The following is a 26908-nucleotide window of genomic DNA, read 5'->3' on the forward strand; positions in this document are numbered from 1 at the left end:
GCTCGCTGTGAAAAAGCGAAAACGCGAGGCGGCCGGCACAGCACCACCCGACAAAAACCACGCGGAAACACAGCGTTTTTTCCGTGAAACACCAGGCCGTGTGGCGTGAAGCGCGAAACGTTTCACACGGAAAATGCTCGAGGGGCGACGTCGCGTTGCGCGCGTCGCCGCACTGCGCTATACAGGTCCCGGCCCGTACTCCCGCGGGCCCGAACATTCCATTTTCGGAGGTGCGGTATGGCTGCCAAGGCAGGAGATTTCTCCCTGATCCTCAAATTGCTGGCCGGCATCGTCATCGGCGCGCTGGTCGGCACATACATCGGCAACAATGCCGACAGCTCGCTCAACCACATTATGGACGTGGTGGTGTCGCTGCGGCATATTTTCGGCCAGATCATCTTCTTCCTTGTGCCGCTGGTCATCGTCGGCTTCATCACGCCGGCCATCGTGCGTCTGGGCCAGAACGCGAGCAGGATCCTCTTCACCGCCGTGGCGCTGGCCTATGTCTCTTCGCTGGGGGCGGCGCTCTTTTCCACCCTCTCCGGGTACGCCATCATCCCCCATCTTTCCGTGGTCAGCGAGACGGAACCCCTGCGGAAACTGCCGGAAATGGTCTTCCGCCTGGACATCCCGCCGCTGTTCAGCGTTATGAGCGCGCTGGTACTGGCCCTGCTGTTCGGCGTGGCCATCGCCTGGACCCGGTCCGAGACCCTGAGCCGTCTCTTCAGCGAGCTGGAACGCGTTATGAGCGCGCTGGTGGTGCGCATCATGATTCCCATCCTGCCCTTCTTCGTGGGGCTTTCCTTTCTCGGTCTCGCCTATGAAGGCTCCCTGAGCCTGCATCTGCCGGTCTTCGTCTCCATGGTGCTCATCGTCATCGTGGGCCATTTCATCTGGCTGGCCCTGCTCTACGGCATCGGCGGCCTGCTCTCCGGGCGCAATCCCTTTGAGGTCTTCCGGCACTATACGCCCGCCTACCTCACCGCCGTGGGGACCATGTCCAGCGCGGCCACCCTGCCCGTGGCCCTGGAATGCGCCCGCAAGTCCCGCGTGCTGAGCCGCAACATGGTGGAATTCATGGTGCCGCTGGGCGCGACCGTCCACCTCTGCGGTTCCGTGCTCACGGAGACCTTCTTCTGCATGACCCTGCATCTCATGCTCTACGGCAGCCTGCCCAGCGTGGGCGTGATGCTGCTGTTCTGTGTGCTGCTGGGCATCTTCGCCGTGGGCGCGCCCGGCGTGCCCGGCGGTACGGTGGTGGCCTCGCTGGGCATCGTGACCGGCGTGCTGGGCTTTGATCAGAACGGCGTGGCCCTGCTTATCGCCATCTTCGCCCTGCAGGACAGCTTCGGCACCGCCTGCAACGTCACCGGCGACGGCGCGCTGACCCTCATGCTGGAAGGCCTGTTCAATCGTAACGGCGAGCTGGGCCCGTTGCAGAACGGCACCTCGGAGCAGGCATGAGTCTGACCCCTGAAGACCGTGCGGCCATCATCGGCCTGCTGCACAAGGAAGTCGTGCCCGCGCTGGGCTGCACGGAGCCCATTGCCGTGGCGCTCTGCGCGGCCCGCGCCGCCGAGGCCCTCGGCCGCCGGCCCCAGTCGCTGGATGTGGCCGTGAGCGCCAATCTGCTCAAGAACGGCATGGGCGTCATGGTGCCCGGCACCGGGGAGATGGGCCTTGCCGTGGCCGCCGCCGCCGGGGCGCTGGGCGGCAAAAGCGCCCTTGGCCTGGAATGCCTGCGCGATCTGGATGCCGCTGCCGCGGCAGCCGCCCGCGACATGGCCGCCGGCGAGGCCGTCGTCCTCCATCTGCCGGACAATGAGGACCTGCTCTACTGCCTCGTGACCGCCTCGGCCGATGGCCAAACCGCCGCCGCCGAACTGCGCGACAGCCACGACAACATCACCCGCGTCTGGCAGGACGGCGCGCTGATCAGCGACACGGCGACCGCTCCCGCCCGGCAGGACGACGCGACGGCCGTCTGGCCCCTGAGCATGGCCCGTATCGACGAATTCGCCCGTACCGCGCCGCTTGAGAACATCAGCTTCATCCTGGATGCCGCCCGCATGAACCGGCGCGTGGCCGAAGAAGGCCTGCATACGCAATACGGCCTCGGCGTGGGCAAGATGGTGGACGCCCAGATCCGCCGGCATGTGATCGCCGACGATCTGCCCACCTTCGCCGTCAAGCTCACCGCCGCCGCGGCCGACGCCCGCATGGCCGGCGTCATGATGCCGGTGATGAGCAATTCCGGCAGCGGCAACCAGGGCATCACCTGCACCATGCCCGTGGTGGCCTGCGCCATACGGCAGGGCTGCGACGACGAACAGCTGACGCGCGCCCTCATCGTCAGCCATCTGACCTCCATCCATATCAAACACCACCTGGGCCGTCTCTCCGCCCACTGCGGGGCTATGGTGGCCGCAACCGCCGCCGCCTGCGGCATGGCCCTGCTCATGGGCGGCGGCCTGCCGGACATGGAACGCACCATCCGTAACATGGTCGGCAACGTGGCCGGCATGATCTGCGACGGCGCCAAAAGCAGTTGCGCCCTCAAGGTCGCTACCGCCGTCAGCGCCGGCATACAGGCCGTGCTGCTGGCCCTCGACGGTATCGTCGTGCCCGGCAACGAGGGCATCGTGGACGACGATATAGAATCCTGCATCGCCAACCTCGGCCGCCTCGGCTCCACCGGCATGAAGGAAGCCGACAAAGTCATCCTCGACATCATGCTGCACAAAGCATGATGTTCGCGTGGCTGTTTGCGTTCTTTTTTCGGGGAGGGGAACCTTTGCGGCAGATTGTCAATTAAAAGTCAACAGAGGGCTTGCCAAAAAAAGAACGCCCCATGACAAGGGAAGACGGGGTCTTCTTTGTGTCAACTTTCATTTGACAATCTGCCTTACTGTTCTCGCTGTCCGTCAGCCTTTGCGATGACTTAGAAGGGGGCTGCTTTTTGTCCCAACCCCTTACCGGAGCGACGTCCTCCACCGTATGCGTATTCCGTCATCCTGCTTGCCGCCGTAAGCGCGTCATGGCGCGGAGGAGATCGCCGCGCCGGAGGCGCGGAAGCTCCGACGCCGCCCGGACGCTCGTCCCGGGAGAAGGCGGGACAGCGGGAGGGCGATGCCGTATGACGCGCGGCAGGGAGGAGAGCAGGGGAAGACAGTCGCCTGCCGGATGTTCGTCAGGGTTGGCTGTCCCAAGGCGGGGTTGGGGGTCGTAGGGGGTAAGGGGCCGCCGAGGCCCCTTATCCCCTGCCGCCCGCCGCGCAGGCGACCCGGCCCGGACGCCGGGCTGAAGCCGCCATCCAGCGACAAAAACAAAAAAGGGGGGATCGCTCCCCCCAGGAAAAGGCCGTGATGGCGACAGGACTCAAAATTCCCAGCCGAGACTCAGGCTGGCATTGACGGCGGCGGCATCCGTGCGAAAAAGCTCGCCGCCCACATCGACCTGAGTGAAGAAATTGCCGGGATGGCGCAGACGCAGACTCCCCTGAAGGAGCAGGGCATCACGCCCCACAAGCTCCGTGGCCGAGTCGAAACGATATGCGTCGTAGCCCTGGAACGCCGCCGTGGTGCGGAAGGTCCCGTCCAGCAGCTCATGCCGCCAGGCGGCAAGCACATCCAGGCCCAGCGCCGTGCCGTTTTCCAGCGTGACGTCCCAGCCGGCATGCGCGCCCAGGGAGAGCAGCAGGGAGTCGTACAGGCTGTCGTCCACCTGCAGGCGGCTGGCCTGTCCGTCCTTTTCCGTGAACCCGGGGCGGCGCAGGAAGGCGTATTCCAGCCAGCCCAGCGGCCCGGCACTGAGGGAGCCGCCTGCAAACCGCCGGCTCCAGTCCTTGCCGCCACCCAGCATGGCGCTGCCGGTGAGGCCTGTCCAGCGGCTTTCGTTGTGGCGAAGGTAGGCATCGCCCACGCTGACGTTGCGATCCATCTCGCCTTGTTCCATACCCAGGCGGGCCTGTGCCGTGAGGTAGAGGCCGTCCCATTGTTCGGGGGCCAGCAGTCCCTGTACGCCGGCAAGGGCGGACTGCGTGTCGGCGGTGGCGTCATGCGCGCCATCGATGGTGGTACGGCGGGCGGCCAGGGCCAGATGGAATCCGAGGCTCAGGCCGGAAGCAAAGGAGCGGTCCATGCCGGCCAGCAGGCCGACGCCGGCGCTGTTCCAGCCGGAAGCGCCGCCGTGATCGCCCTGCCGGCTGGCGGCCCCGTAGGGAGTGGCCCAGGCTTGCCAGGGGCCCGCATCAGGGCTGTCCTGCCCGTTACCGGCGATGTGCGCCGCGTGCCGTGCCCGTTCGCCGGCCAGCATGCGCCGCAGCAGCAGAACGGTGAATTCGTTCTGCTGCCCCAGAGAGGCGCGGGCGGAGGCATCGTAGGCTTCCGGTCCGAGCTGGCGCAGCGCCCGGCGTACGCCGTCGCCGCTGCGGGGCGACCAGTCGATGGCGGCGAGCATCTGTCGCATGTCGCCCTGAGCCGCATCGGCAATGCCGCGGAGCGCGCGTCCCAGGGAGGCTGTGCCGGAGCTGTCGGCATACCGGCTGTAGGCGTCTGCGGCGCGGGAGACGGCCAACTGCGGCGCGGTGGGGGAGGACGGGAGCAGACTGAAGTCCAGCGTGGGCGACAGGTTGGCGGCAAGGCTGACGGAGGAGAAAGCGCCGTTGATGCTGGATGCCGTCACCGGTTGCGCCGGACTGATGAGGGCATTGCTGGCGTAGAAGTCCGGGAGGGGCCGCAAGGCCCAGTTTCCGGCCAGGGTGGCCGTTTCGGCGGTGATGCCGGCCACGCTGCCGTCGGCCATGACGCCGGTCTCCAGTGTGGCGCCGGCATTGTTGACGAAGGATGTGGCGACATCGGCGGCCGTGCCGGAGGGCGTCAAGCCGCCGAGGGCCAGATGGCCGAAGTTGGCAAGGCTGTAGACGGCAAGCGGCCCGGTGACGGAAAGGTGGCCTGCGGCAAGCGTCATGTCGATGCTGTCGGCCCCGTAGACGCCGCCGTTGAGGGTCATGTCGAAGGCGGCATCCGGGCTGATGCCGGCGCTGCCGTCAGCCTGCGGCGCGAGGCCGAAGGTCAGCGCGGTGTGCAGATCAGTCGAGGGACCGGTATACTGGATGGCGGGGTTTTCGGGATCCCAGTCGGAAATGATGTCGCCAGTGATGGACGCCCCGGAAAGGACGTTGATCTTGCTGACGAGGGCGTTCTCCGAAATGTAGATGGCGGCCGCGCTGCCGTTCAGGCTGCCGCTCACGTCGAAGGTCGAGACCAGCGGGCCGTCGAGATTGAGGGGCAGGCCGGAGTCGTCAAGGTTGTTGCTGCTGCTCAAGGGTCGCGTATTCCCGGTCACCGACCAGATCCAGGAGCCGCGGTATTCCTCGGCATCACTGAGCAGATTGTGCCCGAAGTCGAAGCGGGCGGCCACACCGCCCGGGCCGGTGGCTTCGATGTCCCCGCCGCTGATGATCTTCTGATCCTTGCCGTAGGCCACCAGCAGCCCCGTACCGCCTGTGCCGTTGGCGCTCACGCGTACGCCGGGGGCTATGCGAAGGGTATTGTCGCTGCCGTCCACGCGTATGCCGGTCCCCGCGATGCCGTCGGCCAGCAGGTCGGCGACCTGGGTCACGTCGTTGTTCTTGCCGTAGATGTGCAGGCCGACGCCCAGGGTGGCCGTATTGCCTTGCCCGGTCAGATAGGCGGTGCCGTCGGCGTTGCGGGCAAAGTAGCCGTTGTGGTTGATGATGGTCCCGCCATCGCCGTAGACGGAAAAGCCGAAGAAGTTCCGGCGGTCAAGGCGGTAGCCCAGATCCTGCAGGGCGGCCAGCTCCGCCTCCATGAAGGTGGTGTAGTTGCGGTAATACTGGTGGCTCATCAGGCTGTGCTCAAGCTCGATGTGCGAGAGGTCCGCGTAATCCTCCTCATAGCCGTTGATGGGCAGGCCTTCACCGGCTCCCATGACGTCCGCCACATGTTCGCCCTGAAAGGTGACGCCGCTCTGCGCGCCTTCTCCCACGATGAAATCCGTGCCCGGCGTGCCTTTACCCTCCTTGACGATGCTCATGCCCGGCCTGAGCCAGGTGCCGTACCTGTCTCTGAGGTGCACATCCCATGTGCCCAGGCTTGGATTGTCCGTCGCCGAATTCTGGGACAATACGCCAAGGGCATGGCCGAGCTCATGGTAAAGCGTGGCGACCAGATTGAAGCCGGTGACGGAAGGCAGCGGCGAAAGCGTATCCTGGATGGCGAAGTCAAGCTTGCCGATGCGGATGACCCCCGGCAAGTCCGGCTCGACGCCGTTGATGATGGCATCCTCCACGCCGGTGGGGAAGATCCGCCCCGCGACGGGCTCGCCGTTGGGCTCGCTCGAGGCGTCGGCATTCGGAAAGAGGTACGTGCCCACGTTGATGGGGATGGGGGCGGTATTGCGGCTGCCGGGGCCGAGCACCTCCGCCCAGAGGGCGGCGGCCCTGGCGACGGCATCCTTCTGGGCGCTGCTGAGCTGCCAGGGGGAGTAGCCCGGGATTTCAGGATCCTCGTAGTCTCCGTAGCGTTCTCCCAGATCGAAGAAATGCAGCGCGAAAAGTGGAGAACCGTCCGGCTTGTTCACGATGCGCTCGTCACTGGCACGCACGTCAGCGGCCCGCAGGGGAGAAAACAGCGCGAAGCCCCCGAGCAGAGCCGCGCAGAGAGCCGTTATCGCCCTCTTCTTTCCGGTCCCTGGTCCTTGGCAAGCGGTTGCAGGCATGGGTAGGCCTCCTCAATGTGGGACGACCTCCGCAGGCGCGGGGTGTGGGAAAACATGTTGATGTCGCTGCCGTTGAGTCCTGTTTCTGTCATGCAGGCAAAAAAACGGCATGTTGCGGCCGGCACGGCGTCGTGCCGCTCTCCACGGCCCGTTTGGTCTAGCAAAAGAGCCCTCTGCCCACAAGAGAAAGCGTCGGTATTCGTTTGTGTCGGAAAAGGCTCCGGCCGATGCCGCGTACCAGTCCGGCCCGCAAGGAAAAGGGCCCGTCCGTCGGCGGGCCCTTTTCGCGAGGCGGATGGTGTGATGCAACGGCATGTGTCATGCCGCGAGGTGTGGGAGGGTATGACATCTCCGGCGGGAAACGATCCGCCGGGAGCTTATTGGCCCATTTCGTGCCGCAGCCAGTTCTTGATGGCGGGCGTGGGCTCGCTGATGCCGCGACAGGTCCCGTGCACGGCATGGAAATCCTCCAGCAGGGCATCCGGCAGCGGTACGGAGATGAGATCTTCCGCATTTTCGGAATTGCGGCGCACGAGGCGCACCACAGGCTTCTCGCCCCAGTTGTCCACCACGAAGTAGTAGGACACGTCCTCTTTGGAGCGCACCGGCGGGTATTCCGCGTGCCAGTCGTTGTTGCCCCATTCCAGATACATGGTCACGGCATGTTCCGGCGACAGATTCCACGATATATCGTATAAGGCAAAGTCCTTCAGGCTCGGCATGGTATGCCTCCTTGTTGAAAAAACAGTAACTATTCCTAAAAAGGAAGTCAAGCCTTTTCCGACTGAAAAAGTGGGAAACGGCAGCCTTCGCCGGATGCCGGGCCGGAGCCGCCGAAAAAAGGGACCGCCTGCGGCGGCAGGCGGTCGGAAGCGGGCGGATCCTAGTTGTCTTCCATGCGGCGGCGCAGTTCTTCCTGGCGCTGGCGTTCGGCTTCGGCCTCCTGCATGCGCCGGGCATTCTCCGCCTCCATCTGGCGCTGGCGGCGGATGCGGTCAAGGCGCATCTGCTGGGCCTTCTCGCGCTGTTCGCGGGCCTCGTTGAGCAGCTTTTCCCGCTTGGAGTCAAAGACCAGGGTGGAGCGCAGGGCGGCGATGCCGAGGGCGATGACGGAGATGATGAAGACCAGCACCTTCTGGATGCCCCACTGGTTTTCCCCGATGAGATCGCGCAGCCAGCCCATGTAGAAATGCTGGCCCCAGAGCACCACGGCGGGCACGCCGAGGAAGCAGAGCAGCAGCCCCACCAGCTCGACCCAGAGAAAGGTCTTGCCCATGGTCATCACGAAAAGGGTGGCGTCGCGCACCATGCGCAGGAACTTGAGGCGCTTGCGCAGATCCCGCAGGAGCTGGTTGAGGCGCGGCGTGGTGGTCTGGGCGCGCTTGAAGGTGGCGGCATCGTTGAAGTTGCAGGCAAAGGCCCAGTTGATGATGCCCGCGCACTCGTTGAACTCCTGACTGAATTCCTTGAGCGCCGAGGGGAAGGGGAACCACGAGGCCTCGTCGCGCACTTCCTGCAGGCGTTCCAGATAGCCCTTGTAGCGTTCACGCAGATCGTCCACCTCATGCTGGATGCATTCGTCGAGTTCCTTTTCCAGCGGCGGCGTTTCCTCGACTACGCGCAGGAAGGCCGTATAGTTCTTGACCTCGCTCATCTGCTTGAGCTGGGCGATGCGCTTGCCGAGCTTGATATGGACGGGATGATCCTCCTCGAACCACTGGCCGAGGCGTTCCTCCATCTCGCTGATGCGGCCGGTCTCGTCCAGGGCGCGGCTGTGGGCGGCATCCCAGATGTCGTAGAGCGAGGAGAGGATGAGCAGACGTCCGCGCTCCAGAGCCGGATCGATGAGGATGCGGTTGAAGAAGGCCGGCTCGTCCTTGACCAGCTTGGTGATCTGGTCGAGCACCTGCTCGCCGAAGCCCATCTTCACCTTGCAGACGATTTCCCGGTAGCGCAGGTCGTGCCACTGGGGCATGAGGCGCAGCACCTGGGCATATTGTTCGAGGGCCTGCGCATAGTGGCCGAGTTCTTCATGCAGGCGGCCCTGAAGGTATTCGTTCCAGGCCTGGAGGGCGGGCGAGGGGGTGAGGCTGGCCGCCTCCCGGAAGGACTGGGGCGCATGGGCGTAGTCGCCGCGCTCCACCTGCAAAAAGCCGAGCACCGTCCTGAGGCGCGGGTCGCGCGAGTGCCGGGTGATGGACTCATTGATGGATTTTTCCAGGGAAAGGAGGCCTTCCGGCGGCGTCTGGGCCAGCTTGTCGAGGAAATCCCAGGCCGGGCTGTCGTCCCGCTGGACGTTTTCGTCCTCGTCCGCATCGCGCATGCGGTAGAGCCACTGCCGGGGCACGTTGCGCAGCTGGCCGGCGCCGTTGAGGTCGAGCACCGCTTGCAGGAGGGTGGCGGTGGGGCCGGGGGTGCTCAGCAGCTCCCCGTAGCCGTCCAGCCCCCTGGCGACCAGCATGTGTTCGATCTGCCGGAAGCCCTCGTTGATGGTGTCCAGATCGAGCGCGGCCAGCTCGTCCCAGATCTGGGGACGGCTGGGGGCGTAGGTGCGGGTCGGGCACTGGGCGGCGGTGTGGGTGCGTATGCCGCAGTAGAAGCAGCCGGCATCGGACGAGCCGGCCGCCAGATGTCCGGCCATGAGCAGGGGGATGGAGCGGTGGCTGACGCTGTTCTCGTCAAGGATGATGTTGCACCAGCTGTCGATGCTCGACTGGTCGCCGGAAAAGGCGATGTCCCGGATGGTGAAGCCCTCGCCCAGCAGGTAGGCGTTGCGATAGCTCATGTAGGGAAAGTCGGGCATGAGGTTGTCCCACTTCAGGCCGACTTTCCTGGGCAGATCATTGTTGAAGTTGAAATTCTTGCGATCCGTCACCACGCAGACGCAGGGCCAGCAGGGGGCCTTCTGGTCGCTTTCGCGGTCGAAGGTCTGGAGGTAGTCGCGCAGGAAGGTACGCAGCATGAGCAGGTTTTCCACGGCCACCATGACGAAGGTCTCGTGGACGATGAAGCGCATCTTGTGTTCCTGGAAGAGGCTCTCCAGGCGCTCGAACATGGCGGGCCAGCCGGCCTGGTATTCCTTGTCCAGCGGGCTGCCCAGGGGGTGGAGGATGGCGAACCACGACTGGGTGGACGTGTAGGGCATGCGCACGTCCGCCTTGAGCAATGCCCAGTCCAGATGCGCTATTCCCTGACGGGGCGCGGCCTTTTCAAAGTCGATGCCGGGCAGGGTGTTCTTGCCTTCGCGGCTCTTGGGATGCACCCAGACTTCCAGGCTCTCGGGGATCATCATCTGCTGGGCGGCCAGCTTGCCGTCCACCCAGAGGTTCATTTCCCGGCGCGCGCCGAACTGCAGACGCCCGGGGAAGATCTCGATGGCGACGGGCAGGTCGTTGAAATTGCCCCAGACGGAGAGGCGCGCCAGCGCCAGGAAGGCATCGTCGGTAAAGAAGAACCACAGCGCCTGGTCGCCTTCTTCGGTCAGCAACATGCCGCCGTAGTTGAGCAGCGTCTGGTTGACGGCCGCAGGCGGGGTCTTTTGCCAGCACACCCAGACGGCATGCCCCATGGTGCTCATGCGGACCACGGGAATTTCAGGCAGGCGATTGAGAAGCTGCGACAAATTGGCCATGAAAAAATCCTTTATGCCGGACGGCGATATATGTAGACTGACACGTCAGGCCGCCGTGCCCCCAACAGGAGAAACAACACCTATGGACATCACCAAAACGCTACAGGAACTGAAACAGCGCCCCGGCTTCAGCGATCATGTGGGCATGATGCTGGTGCACAACGGCGTCGTGCGGGGCTGGTCCCGCAAGGAGCATGCCGCCGTGGGGCGGGTCATCGTCCGACCCGACCGTGAACGGATGGAGGCCATCCGCCGTGAGATGGAGGGCCGGCCCGGCATCTTCGCCGTGCTGGCGGAAGCCGCCGAAGGCGAGCGCCGCCCCGGGGACGATCTGCTCTTCCTTGTGGTGGCCGGCGATCTCCGTGAGAACGTGAAAGCCGTCTTTGCGGAGCTGCTGGACCGCATCAAGTCCGAGGCCGTCATCAAGGAGGAGCTGCCGCCCGCCTAGGCCGGTTCGCGCAACCCGTCAGTTCCTTTCCTCTTTATCGGCATCACGGGGCGGGACATTAGCGCCGCCGGCCCTTTTCCGCAAAGATTTCCGGCATTGCCAAACGGCAAAGGCTGCCTATACTATGGGAGCAGGCCGGGGCGTCGCCCCTCTCCGTGAACCCCTCTCTTTCGGCCGTGCGTCCACGGTCGTTCTTCCCAGGAGTCCCGATGTTCGGATATATCTTCAAAAAAATCTTCGGCAGCAAGAACGAGCGCTATTTGCGCCGCCTGCGTCCGCTGGTGGCGCGCATCAATGCTCTCGAGCCCGATATGCAGGCCCTGGCCGACGAGGACTTTGCCCGGCGCATGGGCGAGTACCGGCAGGCCGTCCAGGCCGGGGAGAGGACGCTGGACGAGCTGCTGCCGGAGGTCTTCGCCCTGGTGCGGGAGGCCTCGCGCCGCGTGCTGGGCATGCGCCATTACGACGTGCAGCTCATCGGCGGCATGGTGCTGCACAAGGGCAAGATCGCCGAGATGAAGACCGGCGAAGGCAAGACCCTCGTGGCCACGCTGGCCGTGGCCCTCAATGCCTTGTCCGGCAAGGGCGTGCATGTGGTGACGGTCAATGACTATCTGGCCCGGCGCGACGCCGAGTGGATGGGCAGGCTTTACGGCTTCCTCGGCCTGAGCACCGGCATCATCGTCCACGGTCTGGACGACGAGGAGCGCAAGGCCGCCTATGCCGCGGACATCACCTACGGCACCAACAACGAATTCGGCTTCGACTACCTGCGCGACAATATGAAATTCTATGCCGAGCAGCTCGTGCAGCGCGGGCATAATTTCGCCATCGTGGACGAAGTGGACTCCATCCTCATCGACGAGGCCCGCACGCCGCTCATCATCTCCGGCCCCTCGGACGAGGACGTGAGCGCCTACCGCATCATGGACGGCGTGGTGCGTCAGCTCGGGCCGGAGCACTACACCGTGGACGAGAAGGCCCGTACCGCCATGCTCACCGAAGAGGGCGTCATGCGCTGCGAGGAACTCCTCAAGCTGGACAACCTCTTCGACCCGGCCAACGTCACGGCCCAGCACGGCATCCTGCAATCCCTCAAGGCGCATCACATCTTCAAGCGCGACAAGGATTACATGGTGGTGGACGGTCAGGTGGTCATCGTGGACGAATTCACCGGCCGTCCCATGGAGGGCCGCCGCTATTCCGACGGCCTGCATCAGGCGCTGGAAGCCAAGGAAGGCGTCACCGTGGCCGCCGAGAACCAGACCCTGGCCTCCATCACCTTCCAGAATTATTTCCGCCTTTACGATAAGCTGTCCGGCATGACCGGCACGGCGGACACCGAAGCCGTGGAATTCCAGCAGATCTACGGGCTGGAGGTGGTCTCCATCCCGCCCAACCGGCCCATGATCCGCAAGGATTATCCCGACCTCATCTACCGCAGCCGCAAGGAGAAGTACGAGGCCATCCTCGAATCCATCCGCGAGCTGCACAAGACGGGCCAGCCCGTGCTGGTGGGGACCATCTCCATCGAGACCTCGGAAATGCTCTCGGCGCATCTGAAACGCATGGGCATCCCGCATAACGTGCTCAACGCCAAGCAGCACGAACGGGAAGCGGAGATCGTGGCCCAGGCCGGGCAGAAGGGCAAGGTGACCATCGCCACCAACATGGCCGGCCGCGGGACGGACATCATCCTCGGCGATGGCGTGCGCGAGCTGGGCGGCCTGCACATCCTCGGCACCGAGCGGCACGAGAGCCGCCGCATCGACAATCAGCTGCGCGGCCGTTCCGGCCGTCAGGGCGACCCGGGCTCGTCCCGTTTCTACCTCTCCCTGGAAGATGATCTCATGCGGCTTTTCGGTTCGGAGCGCATCGCCGGGCTCATGGAAAGGCTGGGCCTCAGGGACGGCGAGGCCATCGAGAACCGCATGGTCACCCGCGCGGTGGAGGGCGCGCAAAAGCGCGTGGAAGCGCATCATTTCGAGATCCGCAAGACCCTGCTGGATTATGACAACGTGATGAACCAGCAGCGCGAGGTCATTTACACGCTGCGGCGCGACATTATGACCGAGGCGGACATGGAGCCTGTGGTGGCCGAATTCCGCGGCGACGTGCTGGACGACGCCTACGGCCAGCTCGACCACGTCCCCGCCGACCAGCTGGACGAGGCGCGGGCAACGGTCATGGCGCGGCTGGCGGACGTCTTCAACCTCGGCCGCGTCATGCAGCCGGGCTCGCCCCTGCCGGAGCGCGAAGTCTGCGAGGAGAAGATCGGCGAGATCTTCGCCCAGCTGCGGGAAGAGGCGCAGTCCATGTATCAGCCCATCCTGCGGTATTTCCTGCTGGAAGAGCTCGACCGCTGCTGGAAGGAACATCTGCGCAACATGGACGCTCTGCGGGACGGTATCGGCCTGCGCGGCTACGGTCAGAAGGACCCCAAGCTGGAATACAAGCGCGAGGGCTTCGAGATCTTCCAGACCATGCTCTTCCAGATCCGCGAGGGCGTGTTCCGCACCCTGACGCGGGTCCATGTGCAGCCTGAGAGCCGGGAGGAGGAAGCGCCCGCCCTGCGCCACCGGAAAGAGGAACAGGACCTCTCCTACTCCGGCGGCAGCGAGGCGGAGCCGCCCAAGGCCCGACCGGCGCGCGCCCGCCAGCAGGTGGGCCGCAACGACCTCTGTCCCTGCGGCAGCGGCAAGAAGTACAAGCGCTGTTGCGGCGCCGGCCAGTAGTCCGCAGGGCGGACGAGGGGACGGACGCGCCGCGCGGAGCCGCGCCGGGGCCGTCTCCTCGAAAGACGTCGTCACGGCGTCGTCCGGCGGGGAGGCGGCTTTTGACGGGCGGCCCTCCCGCCCGCCGTCCTCGCGGGATATTCGCCGGGGGCTGCCGGGCCGGGCAGGAGACTTTCCCTTTGCGCCTGACGGAAAATATGCTAGAGCGGTCCCACTGTGAAAGGAGCCGCGCCGGACTGGCGCAGGCGCGCAATGCCCGCCTCCGCCGTCCGGCGGGAGGCGGCAAAACGGCCGCCGTGCCGGCGTCCCGCGCCCGTCGCGCGCGTCCCGCGAAGACGCGCTGACGGACGGGGAACGTCGCGCGGGGGGAGAGGTGCTATGGCCGATGAGCCAATCATCCAGATAGTCGGACTGGAAAAACGCTTTTCCGGCAAGAATGCACAGATCTATGCCCTGCGCGGTATCGATCTTGCCATTGGCAAGGGCGACATCTTCGGCATCATCGGGCAGAGCGGGGCGGGCAAGTCCACCCTCGTGCGCTGCATCAACATGCTGGAACGGCCCACGGGCGGCAGCGTCTTCTTTGACGGCAAGGATCTTTGCCGGCTGCGGGAAGCGGAGCTGCGTGCGGCCCGCCGCTCCATGGGCATGATCTTCCAACAGTTCAATCTGCTCATGCAGCGTACGGCCCTGCAGAACGTCTGCTTTCCGCTGGAGCTTGTCGGCACGCCCCGCGCGGAGGCCCGCAAGCGCGCACAGGAACTGCTGGAGCTGGTGGGCCTGGCCAACCGCATGGAGTCCTATCCGTCGCAGCTTTCCGGCGGGCAGAAGCAGCGCGTGGCCATCGCCCGCGCCCTGGCCACCAATCCCCGCGTGCTCCTCTGCGACGAGGCCACCTCGGCCCTGGACCCCGCCACCACGGACTCCATCCTGGCCCTCATCAAGGACATCAATGCCCAGCTCGGCATCACCGCCGTGGTCATCACCCACGAGATGAGCGTCATCGAAAAGATCTGCAGCCATGTGGCCATCATCAGCAAGGGCGTCATCGAGGAACAGGGGCCTGTGGAGGAGGTCTTCTTCCACCCGCAGACCGAGGCCGCCCGGCGGCTCGTCCTGCCCGAGGCCCTGCAGAAGCTGCCCGGCGAGTACATGTACCGGCTCATCTTCAACGGGCGTTCCTCCTTTGAGCCGGTCATCGCCAACATGGTACTGGAATGCGGCTGCCCGGTGAACATCATGTACGCCGACACGCGCGACATCAACGGCGTGGCCTTTGGTCAGATGGTGCTGCAACTGCCCGAACGGGAGGCCTCGCGCACCCGCATCATGGCCTATGCCCGCGCACATGACATCATGCTGGAGGAGATGCGTCCATGATCGACCAGCAAACCCTTGAAATGCTGCTGGGCGGCGTGTGGGATACCCTGTACATGACCCTGGTGGCCACGTTCTTTTCCTACGTCTTCGGCCTGATCATGGGCGTGGCGCTGGTCATCTGCCGCAAGGACGGCATCCGCCCCAATGCGCTCGTCTACGGGGTGCTGGATGTGGTGGTCAATCTGACTCGCTCCTTCCCCTTCCTCATCCTTATGATCGCGGTCATCCCCTTCACCCGCTTCCTGGTGGGGACCACCATCGGCAACAACGCCACCGTGGTTCCGCTGGTGCTGGCGGCCGCGCCCTTTGTGGCCCGTCTGGTGGAATCCTCCCTGCTGGAGGTGGACGCCGGCGTGGTGGAGGCCGCGCAGAGCATGGGGGCCTCCACCTGGCAGATCATCACCAAGGTGCTGCTGCCCGAAGCCCTGCCCTCGCTCATCAACGGCAGCGCCGTGTCGGCCATCACCATTCTGGGGTACTCGGCCATGTCCGGCGCCGTGGGCGGCGGCGGCCTGGGCAAGCTGGCCATCATGTACGGCTACAACCGCTATCAGACGGACATCATGGTTATGACCGTCGTGCTGCTCATCATCATCGTGCAGGCCTTCCAGAGCTTCGGCAACTGGGCCACCCGACGCAGCGACAAGCGCGGCTCCTGAGCGGCCGCGTGACACCCTTTAGCCTGTGGGAGACACAGCCATGAAAAAACTGCTTCTGACGCTGGCGGCCCTGTTGCTGCCCCTTTCCGCCCAGGCGGGCAATACCATCGTGGTGGGCGCTTCGCCCACGCCGCATGCCGAGATACTGGCCGAAGCCGCCAAGCTCCTCAAGAAGGACGGCTATACCCTGAAGATCGTGGAATATTCCGACTATGTCCAGCCCAATGTGGCGCTGGACGGCAAGGAGCTGGACGCCAACTACTTCCAGCACAAGCCCTATCTGGACGACTTCAACGCCCAGAAGGGCACGAAACTCGTGAGCATGGGTGGCGTGCACTATGAGCCCTTCGGCATCTACGCGGGCAAGTGCAAGAACCTCAAGGACCTGAAGGACGGCGCCATGGTGGCCGTGCCCAATGACGCCACCAACGAGGGTCGCGCGCTCCTGCTCATGGAGGCCGTGGGGCTCATCACGCTGAAGAAGGATGCCGGTCTGGCCGCCACCCGCCGCGACATCGCCGACAATCCCAGGAAGCTCAAGATCGAGGAGATCGAGGCCGCCCAGCTCGTGCGCGCCCTGCCCGACGTGGACGTGGCCATCATCAACGGCAACTACGCCATCCTCGGCGGGCTGAAGGTGGCCAACGCCCTGGCCGTTGAGGCCGCCGACTCCGTGGCCGCCGCCACCTACGCCAATATTCTGGCCGTGCGCGCCGGCGACGAGAAGCGTCCCGAGCTGGTGGAGCTCTACAAGGTGCTGACCGGCCCCGAACTGGCCGAATTTATGAAGAAGAAGTACGCCGGCGCGGTGCTGCCGGCCCACAAGTAGCCGCGTTGCCCGGGCCGCCCGTCAGCGGGCGGCCGGAGGACGGAAGGAAGGGGGCGTCTGCCGCTGGCGGCAAACGCCCCTTCCCGTTGCCGGGGACTGACGGCAGACCTGCGGCCTGCGGAGGGTTCGCGCCCGGCGGCCTCCGGTCGGGCGGGCTTGACCGCGCGGCCGTGTTGTGAAAGACATAGGCCATCAAACCCGTTAACGAAAGACGAGGCATCAAATGACCGCGCAAAGCTATCGCTGCGGCTGGGTGGCGCTCATGGGACCGCCCAATGCGGGCAAATCCACCCTGCTCAACGCGCTGCTGGGGCAGAAAGTCACCATCGTGACCCCCAAGCCGCAGACCACGCGGAACCAGATCGTGGGCATCCATACCGACGAGACGGCGCAGACCATCTTCATGGACACGCCGGGGCTTTCGCAGGTGCGGGGACGGTTGAGCAAGGCCATGCTCCAGGCCGTATGGCAGAGCCTCAATCAGGCCGACGTCATCATGCCTGTGCTGGACAGCCATCTCTATATCCGCCATCCCGACTATCTGGAACGCGACCTCGCGCCGGTGGCCGAGGCGCTGGCCAGCGAGGAGCGGCCCATGATCGTGGTGGTCAACAAGGTCGATCTCTTCGCGGACAAGAGCCGCATGCTGCCCCTGCTGACCCGCCTGAGCGAGATGTGGCCCACGGCGGAGATATTCCCGGTGTCGGCCCTTATGAAGGACGGCCTGCCCGCCCTCATGGAGCTTATCCGCTCGCGTCTGCCCGAAGCCGAGGCCCAGTTCCCCGACGATCAGATCTCCACGGCGCCGGTGCGCTTCATGGCGGCGGAGATCATCCGCGAGAAGCTCTTCCTGCACCTGCGGCAGGAAGTGCCCTACTGCATCGCCGTGGAGGTGGAGCACTGGGAAGAGGATGCCGCGCGGGGACAGACCGTCATTCACGCGGTGATCTATGTGGCCCGCCCCATGCACAAGGGGATGGTCATCGGCAAGGGCGGCAGGGCGCTCAAGCAGGTGGGCACGGAAGCCCGCAAGGACATCCAGGAGCTTTTGGGCGGCAAGGTGCATCTGGAGCTCTGGGTCAAGGTGCGGGAAAACTGGACGGAAGATTCGGCCTTCGTGCAGGAAATGACCCGGGTCGGGGAGGTATTGTAAGATGGATGTGCGTGCGCGGTATGCGTCCGTGCTGGAGCGGCTGGACAAGGCCGTGGCCGACGCGGGACGCAAGCGGGAGGAAGTAACCCTGGTTGCCGTCTCCAAGCTGCATGCGGCGGAGGATGTGGCCCGTGTGGCCGCCGCCGGCCAGGTGGATTTTGGCGAGAACTATGTCCAGGAGGCCCTGCAGAAACGGCAGGATCTGGCCGGCGACCCGGCCTGTGCCCATATCCGCTGGCACATGATCGGGCATGTGCAGAGTCGCAAGGCCCCGCTGGTGGCCGGCGCCTTTGCCCTGCTCCATACCCTGGATTCGCGCAAGCTGGCCGACGGGCTGGAAAAGCGCCTTGCCGCGCTCGATGCGCGTCAGCCGGTGCTCTTTGAGATCAACGTGGGGGCCGAGCCGCAAAAATCCGGCATCATGGCTGAAGATTTGCCGGAACTTGCCGATTATATTCTGGAGCACTGCCCGCACCTGGATGTGCGGGGCCTTATGTGTCTGCCGCCGGTCTTTGATGCCGGGGACGCCGCGCGCCCCTATTTCGCGCGCCTGCGCTGCCTGTGCGAGGATCTGCGAACGCGTACCGGACTGGCCTTGCCGCATCTGTCCATGGGCATGTCCGGCGATTTCCCGGCGGCGGTGGCCGAAGGCTCGACCATCGTCCGCATCGGGACGGATATTTTTGGTCCGCGCCCGCCAAAAGTCTAGCATGGCGCGATTATTGCAAGAGCTTTTGTGGATCCACGAGGCGAAGAGGCCGCGGCGGTGCCTGCGGCAGGACGGCGCGGACGCTTTTTCGGAATACCGCCAACGGTAAGGAGCAGCTATGGCAGCCAAAGACGGCAGCAAGGAATCGCAGGCCCTTCCTCCGGGAAGCGGCGCGGCAGACACCCCCAGGAAGAAGTCCCGCGCCAAACGGATCGTCATATTTTTGGCGATCCTGCTCATTACCCTGAGCGCGGCGGGGGGCGCGGCCTACTGGTGGCTTTTTCTGCGCACGACTGATGGCGTGACCCCGGAAAGCCCTGCCGCCACGGCATCGGCGCAAGACGCCGCGACGCCGGCGGGGCAGTCCGCTCCGGCAGGCGCCGCGCCCGGGAAGGCGTCCCCGGTTCCGGCAGCCGGGCAGGGGTCGCCCCGCATCGAGGCACAGCCGGAGATGCCGCGCAGCGCGGGCATCGTGCTGCCGCTGCAGCCCATCCGGGTCAATCTCACCGATCCCAGCGGGCGGCGGTATCTCACCGTCGGCATGGAGATCGAGGTCAACAGCGATGTGTCGAAGGAGCTCAAGGCGCAGGGCGCCCGCATCAACGACACCATCATCATGCTGCTGGCCGGGAAGACCTTCGGCGATATCTCCACGCCGGAGGGCAAGGTGTTGCTCAAGCATGAGATCGCCGCGCGTCTCAACCAGATTCTGGGCGCGCAGCGGGTCATCCGGGTCTACTTTACCAACTTCGTGGTGGAATAGCTTCCCCCACGCCTGAAACGAGGATGTGAGCATGGCGCAGGACGATCAGGACGATTTGGCCGCACAGTGGGCGGCTCAGCTGGATGGGAGCGGAGGAGCGGACGACCTGCTCGCCGATGTCGACCTCGGGGGGGATACCGACAAACCCGCGGGAGGCGAGGACGAGTCGCTGGCCTCGGAATGGGCCGAAGCGCTTGCCAATGATGAAAAGAGCGGCGGCACGGACAAGCTGACGAGCTTTGCCGAACAGGCCACGGATGCCCAGTTCAAGGACATGACGGAGGCCGCCCGGCAGCCGCACGACCAGAAGCTCAAGCGCGAGCTGGACTTCATTCTGGACATCCCGCTGGATGTTTCGGCCGAACTGGGCCGGACCCGTCTGCTCATCAACGAGCTGCTGCAGCTGGGTCAGGGCTCGGTGGTGGAGCTGAACAAGCTGGCCGGCGAGCCGCTGGAAGTCTTTGTGAACGGCAAGCTGGTGGCCCGCGGCGAAGCCGTGGTCATCAACGAAAAATTCGGTGTCCGGCTGACGGACATCATCAGCCCCATTGAACGAGTGAAGCAGCTTGGCTAACCGTTCTCAACGCCGCAATGCCATCCTGACGGCGGCATGCGCGGGGATCTGGGCGATCGGGGGGCTTCCTCCGGTCGCCCTGGCCGCTGAAGGAGGCGTCCCCGATGCGGGCGCGCCCCTGGGGCAGCCCATGTTCTCCTGGGGCAGCTATGTGCAGGCCCTGGCCATCCTGTGCCTGCTGTTGGGGCTGCTCTGGGTGGGCGTGTGGCTCCTGCGGCGGTATGGCCGCTTCAACTTTATCCCGCGGCCCGGCAACCTGCCGCGCGACGCGCTGATGATGGAGGCGCAAATGCCGCTGGGCCCGCGCAAGGGGCTCATGGTGGTGCGCTTCATGAACCGCAGGCTGTTGCTCGGCGTGACCGAACAACAGATCATCCTGCTGACGGAGGAGAGCCCAGACCATGAAACGTCTCGTCAGGATTTTCAGCACCTCCTGGAGCAGAGCGTTGCCGCTGCTGCTCGCGACGCTGGTGCTGACGGTCCTCGTGCCTGAGCAGGTGGGGGCCGCGCAGGATCTAACCCTGCCCAGCATGCAGCTTACGCTTTCCGGCGGGGCGACCGAGCCGAGCAAGGTCTCCGTCCTGCTGGAGATCCTTTTCCTCTTGACCGTTCTGTCCGTGGCGCCGTCCATCATGCTCACGGTCACGAGCTTCACGCGCATCATCATCGTGTTCAGCTTCCTGCGGCAGGCAATGGGCGTGCAGCAGCTGCCGCCCACCCAGGTGCTGGCCAGCCTGGCCGTCTTTATGACGGTGGTCATCATGTTCCCCGTGGGCAAACGCATCAACGACGAAGCACTGCAACCCTACCTCCAGGAGCAGATCGATTACAAGGTGGCGCTGGACAGGGCCCAGGAGCCGCTGCGCGTGTTCATGTTCAAACATACGCGCGAAAAGGACATCTCGGTCTTCTACGCCATCTCGGGCATGGAAGCGCCCCGGAACAAGAATGAAGTGCCCACCATGATGCTGGCCGCCGCCTTTGTGATCAGCGAGCTCAAGACGGCCTTCACCATCGGCTTCCTTATCTACATCCCCTTTCTCGTGCTGGACATGGTCATCTCCAGCGTGCTGCTGGCAATGGGGATGATGATGCTGCCGCCCATGATGGTCTCCATGCCGTTCAAGCTGCTGCTCTTCGTCATGGTGGACGGCTGGAACCTGCTTGTGGGCTCGCTGGTCAACAGTTTCCTCTTGTGACGGGAGGGCGGACATGACGACGGATTTTGTCATCGGTTTCGGCAGGCAGGCCATCGAGCTCTGCCTGATGATGGCGCTGCCCATGCTGGCCGTGGGGCTCGGCGTCGGCGTGGTGGTGAGCATCATCCAGGCGGCCACCCAGATCCAGGAGACCACGCTGAGCTTCATCCCCAAGATCATCAGCATGTTCATCGCGCTGTTGCTGGCCCTGCCCTGGATCATGGAGCGGGTGGTCACGTTCACCCGTGAGGTGTTCATCAACATCCCCAATTACGTCCAATAGCCCGCCAATGTGCCGGCGGGGGCGTCGCGCGGGCGGGCTTTCCGCCCGAAGGCATCTTGCCTAACCGGCCCGGCAATGCTATGAATGGACGCATGGATGTTCTTGAGCAGCTGGAAGTCCGTGTTTCGGAGCTTTTGCGCAAGCTGGAGGCCATGCAGGCCGACAGCGCCCGGCAACAGGCCGAAATGGCGGCGGCTGCCAGAGAAAACGAGGCTCTTGCGGCCAAAAATGATGCGCTCACGCAGGCTCTGGCCCGGGAAAGGGCATGGCGGGCCGAGGCTCTTGCCCGGCTGGACGCCCTGATTCAGGCTGTGGAAGAGCACGAGAGCGCGGAGTAGATGCCCATGAGCCTGGAGAACGCGAGCAGGCTGACCGTCCTGGGGACTGATATCTTCTTTCGTCCCGGCGCGGATCTGGAAAAGTTCCGGGCTACCATCGCACTGGTGGAAGAGCGGTTCGCCGATTTGAAACTGAGGTCCCACGGCGCGCAGACCAAAGATATTCTGCTGACGTACTTGGCCCTTGGGCTGGCGGAAGATTTACTGCAAGCGCAGAAAAAGCAGGAGGATGTACAGGATCGCATCCAGAACCTGCTTACGCAAATAGAAGAGTCGCAACCTCTTTAACTCCCTGGGGTGTGCGTGATTTATGTCTCGGTGCTGACCTTACAAGCATACATAAGGGAGCCGTATCCGCTACCGGTGAGCATGCCCGCAAGGGAAGCCTGATGGGAGCGTCTCGGCGCCCACCTGGGAAACCAGGTTCTGCACCGAAGACATGACACGGCATCCTGGGGCATTTGCCCCGGAGACCTCCGGGTGTGCCTGTCCTGCGCCGTTCGGGCGCGTCTCTACCTGCCCCCGCCGTGGTTACACGCTGACCGCTGCGCCTCTTGGTGCGGCGTTGGGCGGCCTGGCCGCCATTCCGGGGGGAAATTATGGATATCATGACCATCGTGTCGGCTGTGCTGGCGCTCCTCGTGGGCGGGGCGCTCGGCTATGTATTGCAGAGCCGGGCGACCACCAAGCGCATCGGCGATGCGGACGAACTGGCAAAGCGCATCGTCGAGGAGGCGCGCAAGGAAGCGCAGGCGCAGAAAAAGGAAATCCTCCTGCAGGGACAGGACGATCTCTATAACCAGAAGCGCGAGCTGGAGAACGAGTTCAAGGAGCGCGAGCGGGACGTCAAGAACCGGGAGCGCAAGCTTGAGGAAATGGGCGACCGGCTGGAAGAGCGGCTGGGCAAGGCCACGGAAAAGGAGCACGAGCTCCTGGCCACGGAAAAGGATCTGGCTCGCAAGGAACGCCAGCTCGCGGAAAATGAAGAGTACCTCCAGGGACGCATCGAGGAGCAGGAACAGCGCCTCGCCGAGATCGCCGGCCTCACCGCGGACGAGGCCCGGGAGCGCCTCCTCGCCGAGATCGAGGCCCGCACGCGCCATGAATCCGCGCGCATGATCCGCCAGATCGAGACCGAAGCCCGCGAAACGGCCGACCGCAAGGCCAAGGAGATCTTGTGCAGCGTCATCCAGCGCTATGCCGGCGACTACGTCAACGAACAGACGGTGACGGCGGTCAGCCTGCCCAGCGAAGACATGAAAGGCCGCATCATCGGGCGTGAAGGCCGCAATATCCGCGCGCTGGAAGCGGCGACCGGCGTGGACCTCATCATCGACGACACGCCGGAGACGGTCATCCTCTCCGCCTATAGTCCCTTGCGGCGTCAGGTGGCCAAGATGGCGCTGGAGCGCCTCATCCAGGACGGCCGCATCCATCCCGCACGCATCGAGGACATCGTGCAGAAGTGCGAGCAGGAGCTCGACACGCAGGTACGCGAGGTGGGCGAGCAGGCCACCTTCGACGCCGGCGTGCACGGCATCCATCCCGAGATCGTCCGCCTGCTGGGCCAGCTGCGCTACCGCACCTCCTTCACCCAGAACGTCCTCCAGCATTCGCTGGAAGTCTCGGCCCTCTGCGGCATGATGGCCGCCGAACTGGGCATGGACGTCAAAAAGGCCAAGCGCGCCGGCCTGCTGCACGACATCGGCAAGGCCGTGGACCACGAGGTGGAAGGCCCGCATGCCCTCATCGGCGCGGACATCGCCAAAAAATACAACGAGGCCAAGGACATCGTCCACGCCATCGCCGCTCACCATGAGGATCAGCGCCCCTCCACGGCGCTGGCCGTGCTCGTGCAGGCGGCGGACTCCATTTCCGGGGCCAGGCCCGGCGCGCGAAAGGAACTGCTGGAGAACTACGTCAAGCGCCTTGAGGACCTGGAGAACATCGCCACCTCCTTTGACGGCGTCGCCAAGGCCTACGCCATCCAGGCCGGGCGCGAGATCCGCGTGATGGTCAATCCCGAAAGCGTGGACGACGACACGACCTACCTGCTCTGCAAGGACATCGCCGAAAAGATCGAGAAGAACCTGACCTATCCCGGCCAGATCCGGGTTACGGTCATCCGGGAGCGGCGGGCGTCGGGCTTCGCCAAATAGGAGCTGGAGTGGACTCGCCCTGGTTGCTGTTTCTGCTGGGCTCCGAGCTGCCGGTCGTCTTCCTGCTGGCCTTTGCCGCGGCCTGCCGGGCCGGTATGGGCGGAGCGCGGCGCGGCGCGGCCCTGCTGACGGCAATGCTGACGCCACTGGCCGCGGAGGTGCTGCGTCATCTCCTGCTGCGCAGCGGGCAGTACCTGTTCCTCGTGCATCCCGTCGAGGTGCTGGCCTGCCTGCTGGCCGGCGGGCTGCTGGGCTGCGCGGCATCGCGGGGGCGGCGCGCGCCGCTCGTGTCCATGCTGGCCGATACGCTGGGGCTGTTCCTTTTTTCCGCCCTGCTGGTGCATGCCGGCCTGGGGTCGGGCCTGTATCGGCCGCAGGATGTGGGGCTGGTGCTGCTGGCATGGCTGGCGGCCTGCCTGACGGCCCTGCTGCGGGATACACTCAATGCCGACAGTCCCCGCATCATGGACGAACAGGTCTACGCGACGGGCATGGCCCTCGCGGCCCTGCTGGTGCTGACCGCCCGGCTGCACTGGCCCGCTGCCGGGCCGGCTGAGCAGCTGGGCATACTCTGGGGTGCCGCCATGCTGCCCCTGCTGTTGCGCTGCGTGTGGCTGCGTCGGCAGCCCGGACGGCAGTGTCCCTGGCAATAGCAATACGGCCAGGCGGCAGAGTAAAAAACCGTGCGGGCGGCGCATTTCACGTCGCCCGCAGCAAGGCGGAGAGGAGAGGAAGCTTCCTTTCGAACGGATTCGCTCGAGAGGAGGGTTTTTTTTGTGCAAAAACTGCTGGTGCGGCAAACCGCACGGCACGCCCCCGGAAGGCCGCCGCGTCGCACCGGCCCGGACCGGCCGCGCGTCCGCGCAGGCAGCGGCCCGCTCCCCGCATGACGGAGGACGGCTGCCGCCTTCACCTTAAGAACAAAGAAGGGATGTCCATGATTCCCATGCCTGAACAGCTGCCCCATCCGCAGCTTACCCCCAATATCGAAGTCGTTCTGAAAAAGCGTTACCTGCGTAAAAGCCTGGACGGCCTTTCCGCTGAGGAACCGCGCGACCTGTTCTGGCGCGTGGCCGCGGCCATTGCCGCCGTGGACGGCGACTACGGCGCCACGCCGGACCAGCAGGCGGCGATGGCCCGCCGTTTCTATGATCTTATGACCTCCTGGCAGTTCCTGCCCAATTCGCCCACGCTTATGAATGCCGGAACGGAGCTCGGGCAGCTTTCCGCCTGTTTCGTCCTGCCGGTGGGCGACTCCATCGAGGAGATCTTCGACGCCGTCAAATACGCGGCCATGATCCACAAATCCGGCGGCGGCACGGGCTTTTCCTTTTCGCGACTGCGCCCCAAGGCGAGCCGTGTGGGCTCCACGGGCGGCGTGGCCTCCGGGCCCGTTTCCTTCCTGCGCATCTTCAATACGGCGACCGAGCAGGTGAAGCAGGGCGGCACACGGCGCGGGGCCAACATGGGCATCCTGCGTGTGGATCATCCCGACATCGTGGAATTCATCCGCGCCAAGGAAAAGGACGGCGAATTCAACAATTTCAATCTCTCGGTGGGCCTGACGGAAGCCTTCATGCAGGCGGTGGAGGCGGATGAGGAATACGAACTGCGCTCCCCGCAGAACGGCGAGGTGGTCAAGCGGCTGCGCGCCCGGGATATCTTCGACCTGCTTGTCCGCAAGGCCTGGGAGTCCGGCGATCCGGGCATAATCTTTCTGGATCGCATCAATCGCGACAATCCGACGCCGGAACAGGGAGAGATCGAGTCCACCAATCCGTGCGGCGAGCAACCCCTGTTGCCCTACGAGGCCTGCAACCTCGGCTCCATCAATCTGGCCTGCTTCTACCAGCCCGGGCACAATGAGGACGCCGATCCCGCCGCCAGAGGCATCGACTGGGAGGCCCTGCGGGAGGTCGTGCGCTTGTCCGTCCACTTCCTCGACAATGTGGTGGACGCTTCCCGCTTCCCGCTGGAGCGCATCGCCGAGACCGTGCGGCGCAATCGCAAGATCGGCCTCGGCGTCATGGGCTTTGCCGACCTGCTCTATCAGCTGGGCATCGCCTATGACTCGGAAGAGGGGACCGCCCTTGCCGAACGCATCATGGCCTTCATCAATGCCGAAGGGCACGCCGCCTCTGCCGAACTGGCCCGCGCGCGCGGCCCCTTCCCCGCCTATGCCCAGTCCACCTATGCCGCACGCGGCGAAGGCCCGTATCGCAACGCCACGGTGACGACCATCGCGCCCACGGGAACCCTGTCGCTCATCGCGGGCTGCTCCTCCGGCGTGGAGCCGCTTTTCGCGCTCTGCTTCACCCGCAACATACTCGATGGCGAACGCCTGCTGGAGGTGAACCCCTATTTCGAGGCGGCCGTGCGCGAGGCCGGGCTGGACGGCGAGGAACTCATGGAGCGCGTGCTCGAAAAAGGTTCCATCCAGGACATGGACATCCTGCCCGAGGACATGCGCCGCGTCTTCGTGACCGCTATGGACATCGCGCCCGTCTGGCATCTGCGCATGCAGGCCGCCTTCCAGCGGCATACGGACAATGCCGTGTCCAAGACCGTCAATTTGCCCCATACCGCCACGGAACAGGACATCCACCAGATCTACTGGCTGGCCTATAAGGAAGGCTGCAAGGGCGTCACCGTCTACCGCGACGGCTGCAAGGCTCAGCAGGTGCTGGCCACGGGAGAGGGCCAGCGCAAGATTGACGGCGAACCGGCAAAACCCACGGTCTCAGCGGTGCGTAAGCGCCCGGACGTGGTGCAGGGCTTCACCCAGAAAGTGCAGACCGGCCTTGGCGCCATGTATCTGACGGTGAACGAGGTGGACGGCAAGCCCTTTGAAGTCTTCGCCACCATCGGCAAGTCCGGGCGCTCCATCACCGCCAAGGCCGAAGCCATCGGCCGCCTGGTCTCCCTTGCCCTGCGCTCCGGCGTGGAAGTGCGGGACATCGTGGCCCAGATCAAGGGCATCGGCGGCGAACACCCCGTCTTCCGCGGCAAGGGCCTGCTGCTCTCCATCCCCGACGCCATCGCCTGGGTGCTGGAAAAGCGCTACCTCAAGGATCAACAGCTCGGCATCGGCGTGACCGACATCGAACAGCAGCACTGCCCGGAATGCAACGCCGTGCTGGTCTTCCAGGAAGGCTGCCTCATCTGCCCCACCTGCGGCTTCTCCCGCTGCGGGTAAGGTCTGCCGCTGCGGGATGGGGGTTCAGCAGGGAAAAGGGGGACCCAGCGCTTCATGGCACGCGTAGCACCCCGCGCAGTGGTTTTCGCAGGGGGAAGGGGGACCCCCCGC

Annotated in this window: 22 protein-coding genes and 1 other RNA gene; 20 read left to right on the top strand and 3 right to left on the bottom strand. The window is 64.9% G+C overall.

The features are described from left to right. Window positions 1-237 precede the first annotated feature (237 nt). Both Q0J54_RS03745 and Q0J54_RS03750 read left to right on the top strand, forming a co-directional pair. Entirely contained in the window at window positions 238-1464 is a 1227-nt protein-coding gene (locus Q0J54_RS03745; RefSeq protein ID WP_296304064.1) for a dicarboxylate/amino acid:cation symporter, read from the top strand. After that, window positions 1461-2750, top strand: a complete 1290-nt coding sequence (locus tag Q0J54_RS03750; RefSeq protein ID WP_296304065.1) for a serine dehydratase subunit alpha family protein — start codon at window positions 1461-1463, stop codon at window positions 2748-2750. The genes Q0J54_RS03745 and Q0J54_RS03750 overlap by 4 nt, the downstream gene beginning before the upstream one ends. A 628-nt stretch (window positions 2751-3378) precedes the next feature. On the opposite strand, the gene Q0J54_RS03755 is transcribed toward Q0J54_RS03750, so the two are convergent. From Q0J54_RS03755 to Q0J54_RS03765, 3 genes are all read right to left on the bottom strand, one after another. Beyond that, window positions 3379-6627, bottom strand: a complete 3249-nt coding sequence (locus tag Q0J54_RS03755) for an autotransporter domain-containing protein (protein WP_296304066.1) — start codon at window positions 6625-6627, stop codon at window positions 3379-3381. Window positions 6628-7118: 491 nt separating this feature from the next. Continuing rightward, window positions 7119-7463 (bottom strand): DVU0772 family protein, encoded by a 345-nt coding sequence (locus Q0J54_RS03760; RefSeq protein ID WP_296304067.1) that lies wholly within the window; start codon window positions 7461-7463, stop codon window positions 7119-7121. 161 nt (window positions 7464-7624) lie between these two features. Continuing rightward, window positions 7625-10372 (bottom strand): hypothetical protein, encoded by a 2748-nt coding sequence (locus Q0J54_RS03765; RefSeq protein WP_296304068.1) that lies wholly within the window; start codon window positions 10370-10372, stop codon window positions 7625-7627. Window positions 10373-10454: 82 nt separating this feature from the next. Here Q0J54_RS03765 and Q0J54_RS03770 point away from each other — a divergent pair, with 82 nt between their 5' ends. From Q0J54_RS03770 to Q0J54_RS03855, 18 genes are all read left to right on the top strand, one after another. After that, window positions 10455-10820, top strand: coding sequence for a molybdenum cofactor biosynthesis protein MoaE (locus Q0J54_RS03770; RefSeq protein WP_296304069.1), 366 nt, complete (start codon window positions 10455-10457; stop codon window positions 10818-10820). 209 nt (window positions 10821-11029) lie between these two features. Beyond that, window positions 11030-13555 carry a preprotein translocase subunit SecA gene (secA, locus tag Q0J54_RS03775; protein ID WP_296304070.1) on the top strand — a complete coding sequence of 842 codons (2526 nt, stop codon included), beginning with the start codon at window positions 11030-11032 and terminating at the stop codon, window positions 13553-13555. A gap of 378 nt (window positions 13556-13933) precedes the next feature. Then, complete coding sequence (locus Q0J54_RS03780; RefSeq protein ID WP_296304071.1) at window positions 13934-14935, top strand: methionine ABC transporter ATP-binding protein; 1002 nt, start codon at window positions 13934-13936, stop codon at window positions 14933-14935. Continuing rightward, on the top strand, window positions 14932-15594 hold the full coding sequence (locus tag Q0J54_RS03785) for a methionine ABC transporter permease (RefSeq protein ID WP_296304073.1): 663 nt from the start codon (window positions 14932-14934) through the stop codon (window positions 15592-15594). Before Q0J54_RS03780 ends, Q0J54_RS03785 begins: the two co-directional genes overlap by 4 nt. Before the next feature lie 40 nt (window positions 15595-15634). After that, window positions 15635-16423, top strand: coding sequence for a MetQ/NlpA family ABC transporter substrate-binding protein (locus Q0J54_RS03790; protein WP_296304075.1), 789 nt, complete (start codon window positions 15635-15637; stop codon window positions 16421-16423). Window positions 16424-16646: 223 nt separating this feature from the next. Continuing rightward, window positions 16647-17576 (top strand): GTPase Era, encoded by a 930-nt coding sequence (era, locus tag Q0J54_RS03795; RefSeq protein WP_296304076.1) that lies wholly within the window; start codon window positions 16647-16649, stop codon window positions 17574-17576. Between the two features lies 1 nt (window position 17577). Further along, complete coding sequence (locus Q0J54_RS03800) at window positions 17578-18285, top strand: YggS family pyridoxal phosphate-dependent enzyme (protein ID WP_296304078.1); 708 nt, start codon at window positions 17578-17580, stop codon at window positions 18283-18285. 118 nt (window positions 18286-18403) lie between these two features. Next, window positions 18404-19048: a flagellar basal body-associated FliL family protein gene (gene fliL / locus Q0J54_RS03805; RefSeq protein WP_296304079.1), complete on the top strand. Its 645-nt coding sequence runs from the start codon at window positions 18404-18406 to the stop codon at window positions 19046-19048. 31 nt (window positions 19049-19079) lie between these two features. After that, entirely contained in the window at window positions 19080-19622 is a 543-nt protein-coding gene (gene fliN, locus Q0J54_RS03810) for a flagellar motor switch protein FliN (protein WP_296304081.1), read from the top strand. Continuing rightward, window positions 19615-20115 carry a flagellar biosynthetic protein FliO gene (gene fliO, locus Q0J54_RS03815; RefSeq protein WP_296304082.1) on the top strand — a complete coding sequence of 167 codons (501 nt, stop codon included), beginning with the start codon at window positions 19615-19617 and terminating at the stop codon, window positions 20113-20115. Before fliN ends, fliO begins: the two co-directional genes overlap by 8 nt. Window positions 20116-20152: 37 nt before the next feature. Continuing rightward, entirely contained in the window at window positions 20153-20821 is a 669-nt protein-coding gene (gene fliP / locus Q0J54_RS03820; protein WP_296304110.1) for a flagellar type III secretion system pore protein FliP, read from the top strand. A gap of 13 nt (window positions 20822-20834) precedes the next feature. After that, window positions 20835-21104 carry a flagellar biosynthesis protein FliQ gene (fliQ, locus tag Q0J54_RS03825; protein WP_296304083.1) on the top strand — a complete coding sequence of 90 codons (270 nt, stop codon included), beginning with the start codon at window positions 20835-20837 and terminating at the stop codon, window positions 21102-21104. A gap of 92 nt (window positions 21105-21196) precedes the next feature. Then, window positions 21197-21442, top strand: coding sequence for a cell division protein ZapB (locus Q0J54_RS03830; RefSeq protein ID WP_296304084.1), 246 nt, complete (start codon window positions 21197-21199; stop codon window positions 21440-21442). Between the two features lie 6 nt (window positions 21443-21448). Further along, the gene (zapA, locus tag Q0J54_RS03835; RefSeq protein WP_296304085.1) at window positions 21449-21730 is read left to right on the top strand and encodes a cell division protein ZapA; all 282 of its coding nucleotides are present in this window, start codon (window positions 21449-21451) and stop codon (window positions 21728-21730) included. Continuing rightward, window positions 21729-21905, top strand: a non-coding RNA gene (gene ssrS / locus Q0J54_RS03840) — 6S RNA. Before zapA ends, ssrS begins: the two co-directional genes overlap by 2 nt. A 136-nt stretch (window positions 21906-22041) precedes the next feature. Further along, entirely contained in the window at window positions 22042-23601 is a 1560-nt protein-coding gene (gene rny / locus Q0J54_RS03845) for a ribonuclease Y (protein ID WP_296304087.1), read from the top strand. A gap of 8 nt (window positions 23602-23609) precedes the next feature. Continuing rightward, window positions 23610-24254: a hypothetical protein gene (locus Q0J54_RS03850; RefSeq protein WP_296304088.1), complete on the top strand. Its 645-nt coding sequence runs from the start codon at window positions 23610-23612 to the stop codon at window positions 24252-24254. A gap of 284 nt (window positions 24255-24538) precedes the next feature. Next, window positions 24539-26797 carry a vitamin B12-dependent ribonucleotide reductase gene (locus Q0J54_RS03855; RefSeq protein ID WP_296304089.1) on the top strand — a complete coding sequence of 753 codons (2259 nt, stop codon included), beginning with the start codon at window positions 24539-24541 and terminating at the stop codon, window positions 26795-26797. Window positions 26798-26908: the final 111 nt, after the last annotated feature.

Source organism: uncultured Desulfovibrio sp., assembly GCF_944324935.1.
Taxonomy (GTDB): domain Bacteria; phylum Desulfobacterota; class Desulfovibrionia; order Desulfovibrionales; family Desulfovibrionaceae; genus Desulfovibrio.

Bases quoted from the DNA above. Each gene is read 5' to 3' on its own strand.
- Q0J54_RS03745 (WP_296304064.1), top strand. From the start codon at position 238: ATGGCTGCCAAGGCAGGAGATTTCTCCCTGATCCTCAAATTGCTGGCC.
- Q0J54_RS03750 (WP_296304065.1), top strand. From the start codon at position 1,461: ATGAGTCTGACCCCTGAAGACCGTGCGGCCATCATCGGCCTGCTGCAC.
- Q0J54_RS03760 (WP_296304067.1), bottom strand. From the start codon at position 7,463: ATGCCGAGCCTGAAGGACTTTGCCTTATACGATATATCGTGGAATCTG.
- Q0J54_RS03765 (WP_296304068.1), bottom strand. From the start codon at position 10,372: ATGGCCAATTTGTCGCAGCTTCTCAATCGCCTGCCTGAAATTCCCGTG.
- Q0J54_RS03770 (WP_296304069.1), top strand. From the start codon at position 10,455: ATGGACATCACCAAAACGCTACAGGAACTGAAACAGCGCCCCGGCTTC.
- secA (WP_296304070.1), top strand. From the start codon at position 11,030: ATGTTCGGATATATCTTCAAAAAAATCTTCGGCAGCAAGAACGAGCGC.
- Q0J54_RS03780 (WP_296304071.1), top strand. From the start codon at position 13,934: ATGGCCGATGAGCCAATCATCCAGATAGTCGGACTGGAAAAACGCTTT.
- Q0J54_RS03785 (WP_296304073.1), top strand. From the start codon at position 14,932: ATGATCGACCAGCAAACCCTTGAAATGCTGCTGGGCGGCGTGTGGGAT.
- Q0J54_RS03790 (WP_296304075.1), top strand. From the start codon at position 15,635: ATGAAAAAACTGCTTCTGACGCTGGCGGCCCTGTTGCTGCCCCTTTCC.
- era (WP_296304076.1), top strand. From the start codon at position 16,647: ATGACCGCGCAAAGCTATCGCTGCGGCTGGGTGGCGCTCATGGGACCG.
- Q0J54_RS03800 (WP_296304078.1), top strand. From the start codon at position 17,578: ATGGATGTGCGTGCGCGGTATGCGTCCGTGCTGGAGCGGCTGGACAAG.
- fliL (WP_296304079.1), top strand. From the start codon at position 18,404: ATGGCAGCCAAAGACGGCAGCAAGGAATCGCAGGCCCTTCCTCCGGGA.
- fliN (WP_296304081.1), top strand. From the start codon at position 19,080: ATGGCGCAGGACGATCAGGACGATTTGGCCGCACAGTGGGCGGCTCAG.
- fliP (WP_296304110.1), top strand. From the start codon at position 20,153: ATGCAGCTTACGCTTTCCGGCGGGGCGACCGAGCCGAGCAAGGTCTCC.
- fliQ (WP_296304083.1), top strand. From the start codon at position 20,835: ATGACGACGGATTTTGTCATCGGTTTCGGCAGGCAGGCCATCGAGCTC.
- Q0J54_RS03830 (WP_296304084.1), top strand. From the start codon at position 21,197: ATGGATGTTCTTGAGCAGCTGGAAGTCCGTGTTTCGGAGCTTTTGCGC.
- zapA (WP_296304085.1), top strand. From the start codon at position 21,449: ATGAGCCTGGAGAACGCGAGCAGGCTGACCGTCCTGGGGACTGATATC.
- rny (WP_296304087.1), top strand. From the start codon at position 22,042: ATGGATATCATGACCATCGTGTCGGCTGTGCTGGCGCTCCTCGTGGGC.
- Q0J54_RS03855 (WP_296304089.1), top strand. From the start codon at position 24,539: ATGATTCCCATGCCTGAACAGCTGCCCCATCCGCAGCTTACCCCCAAT.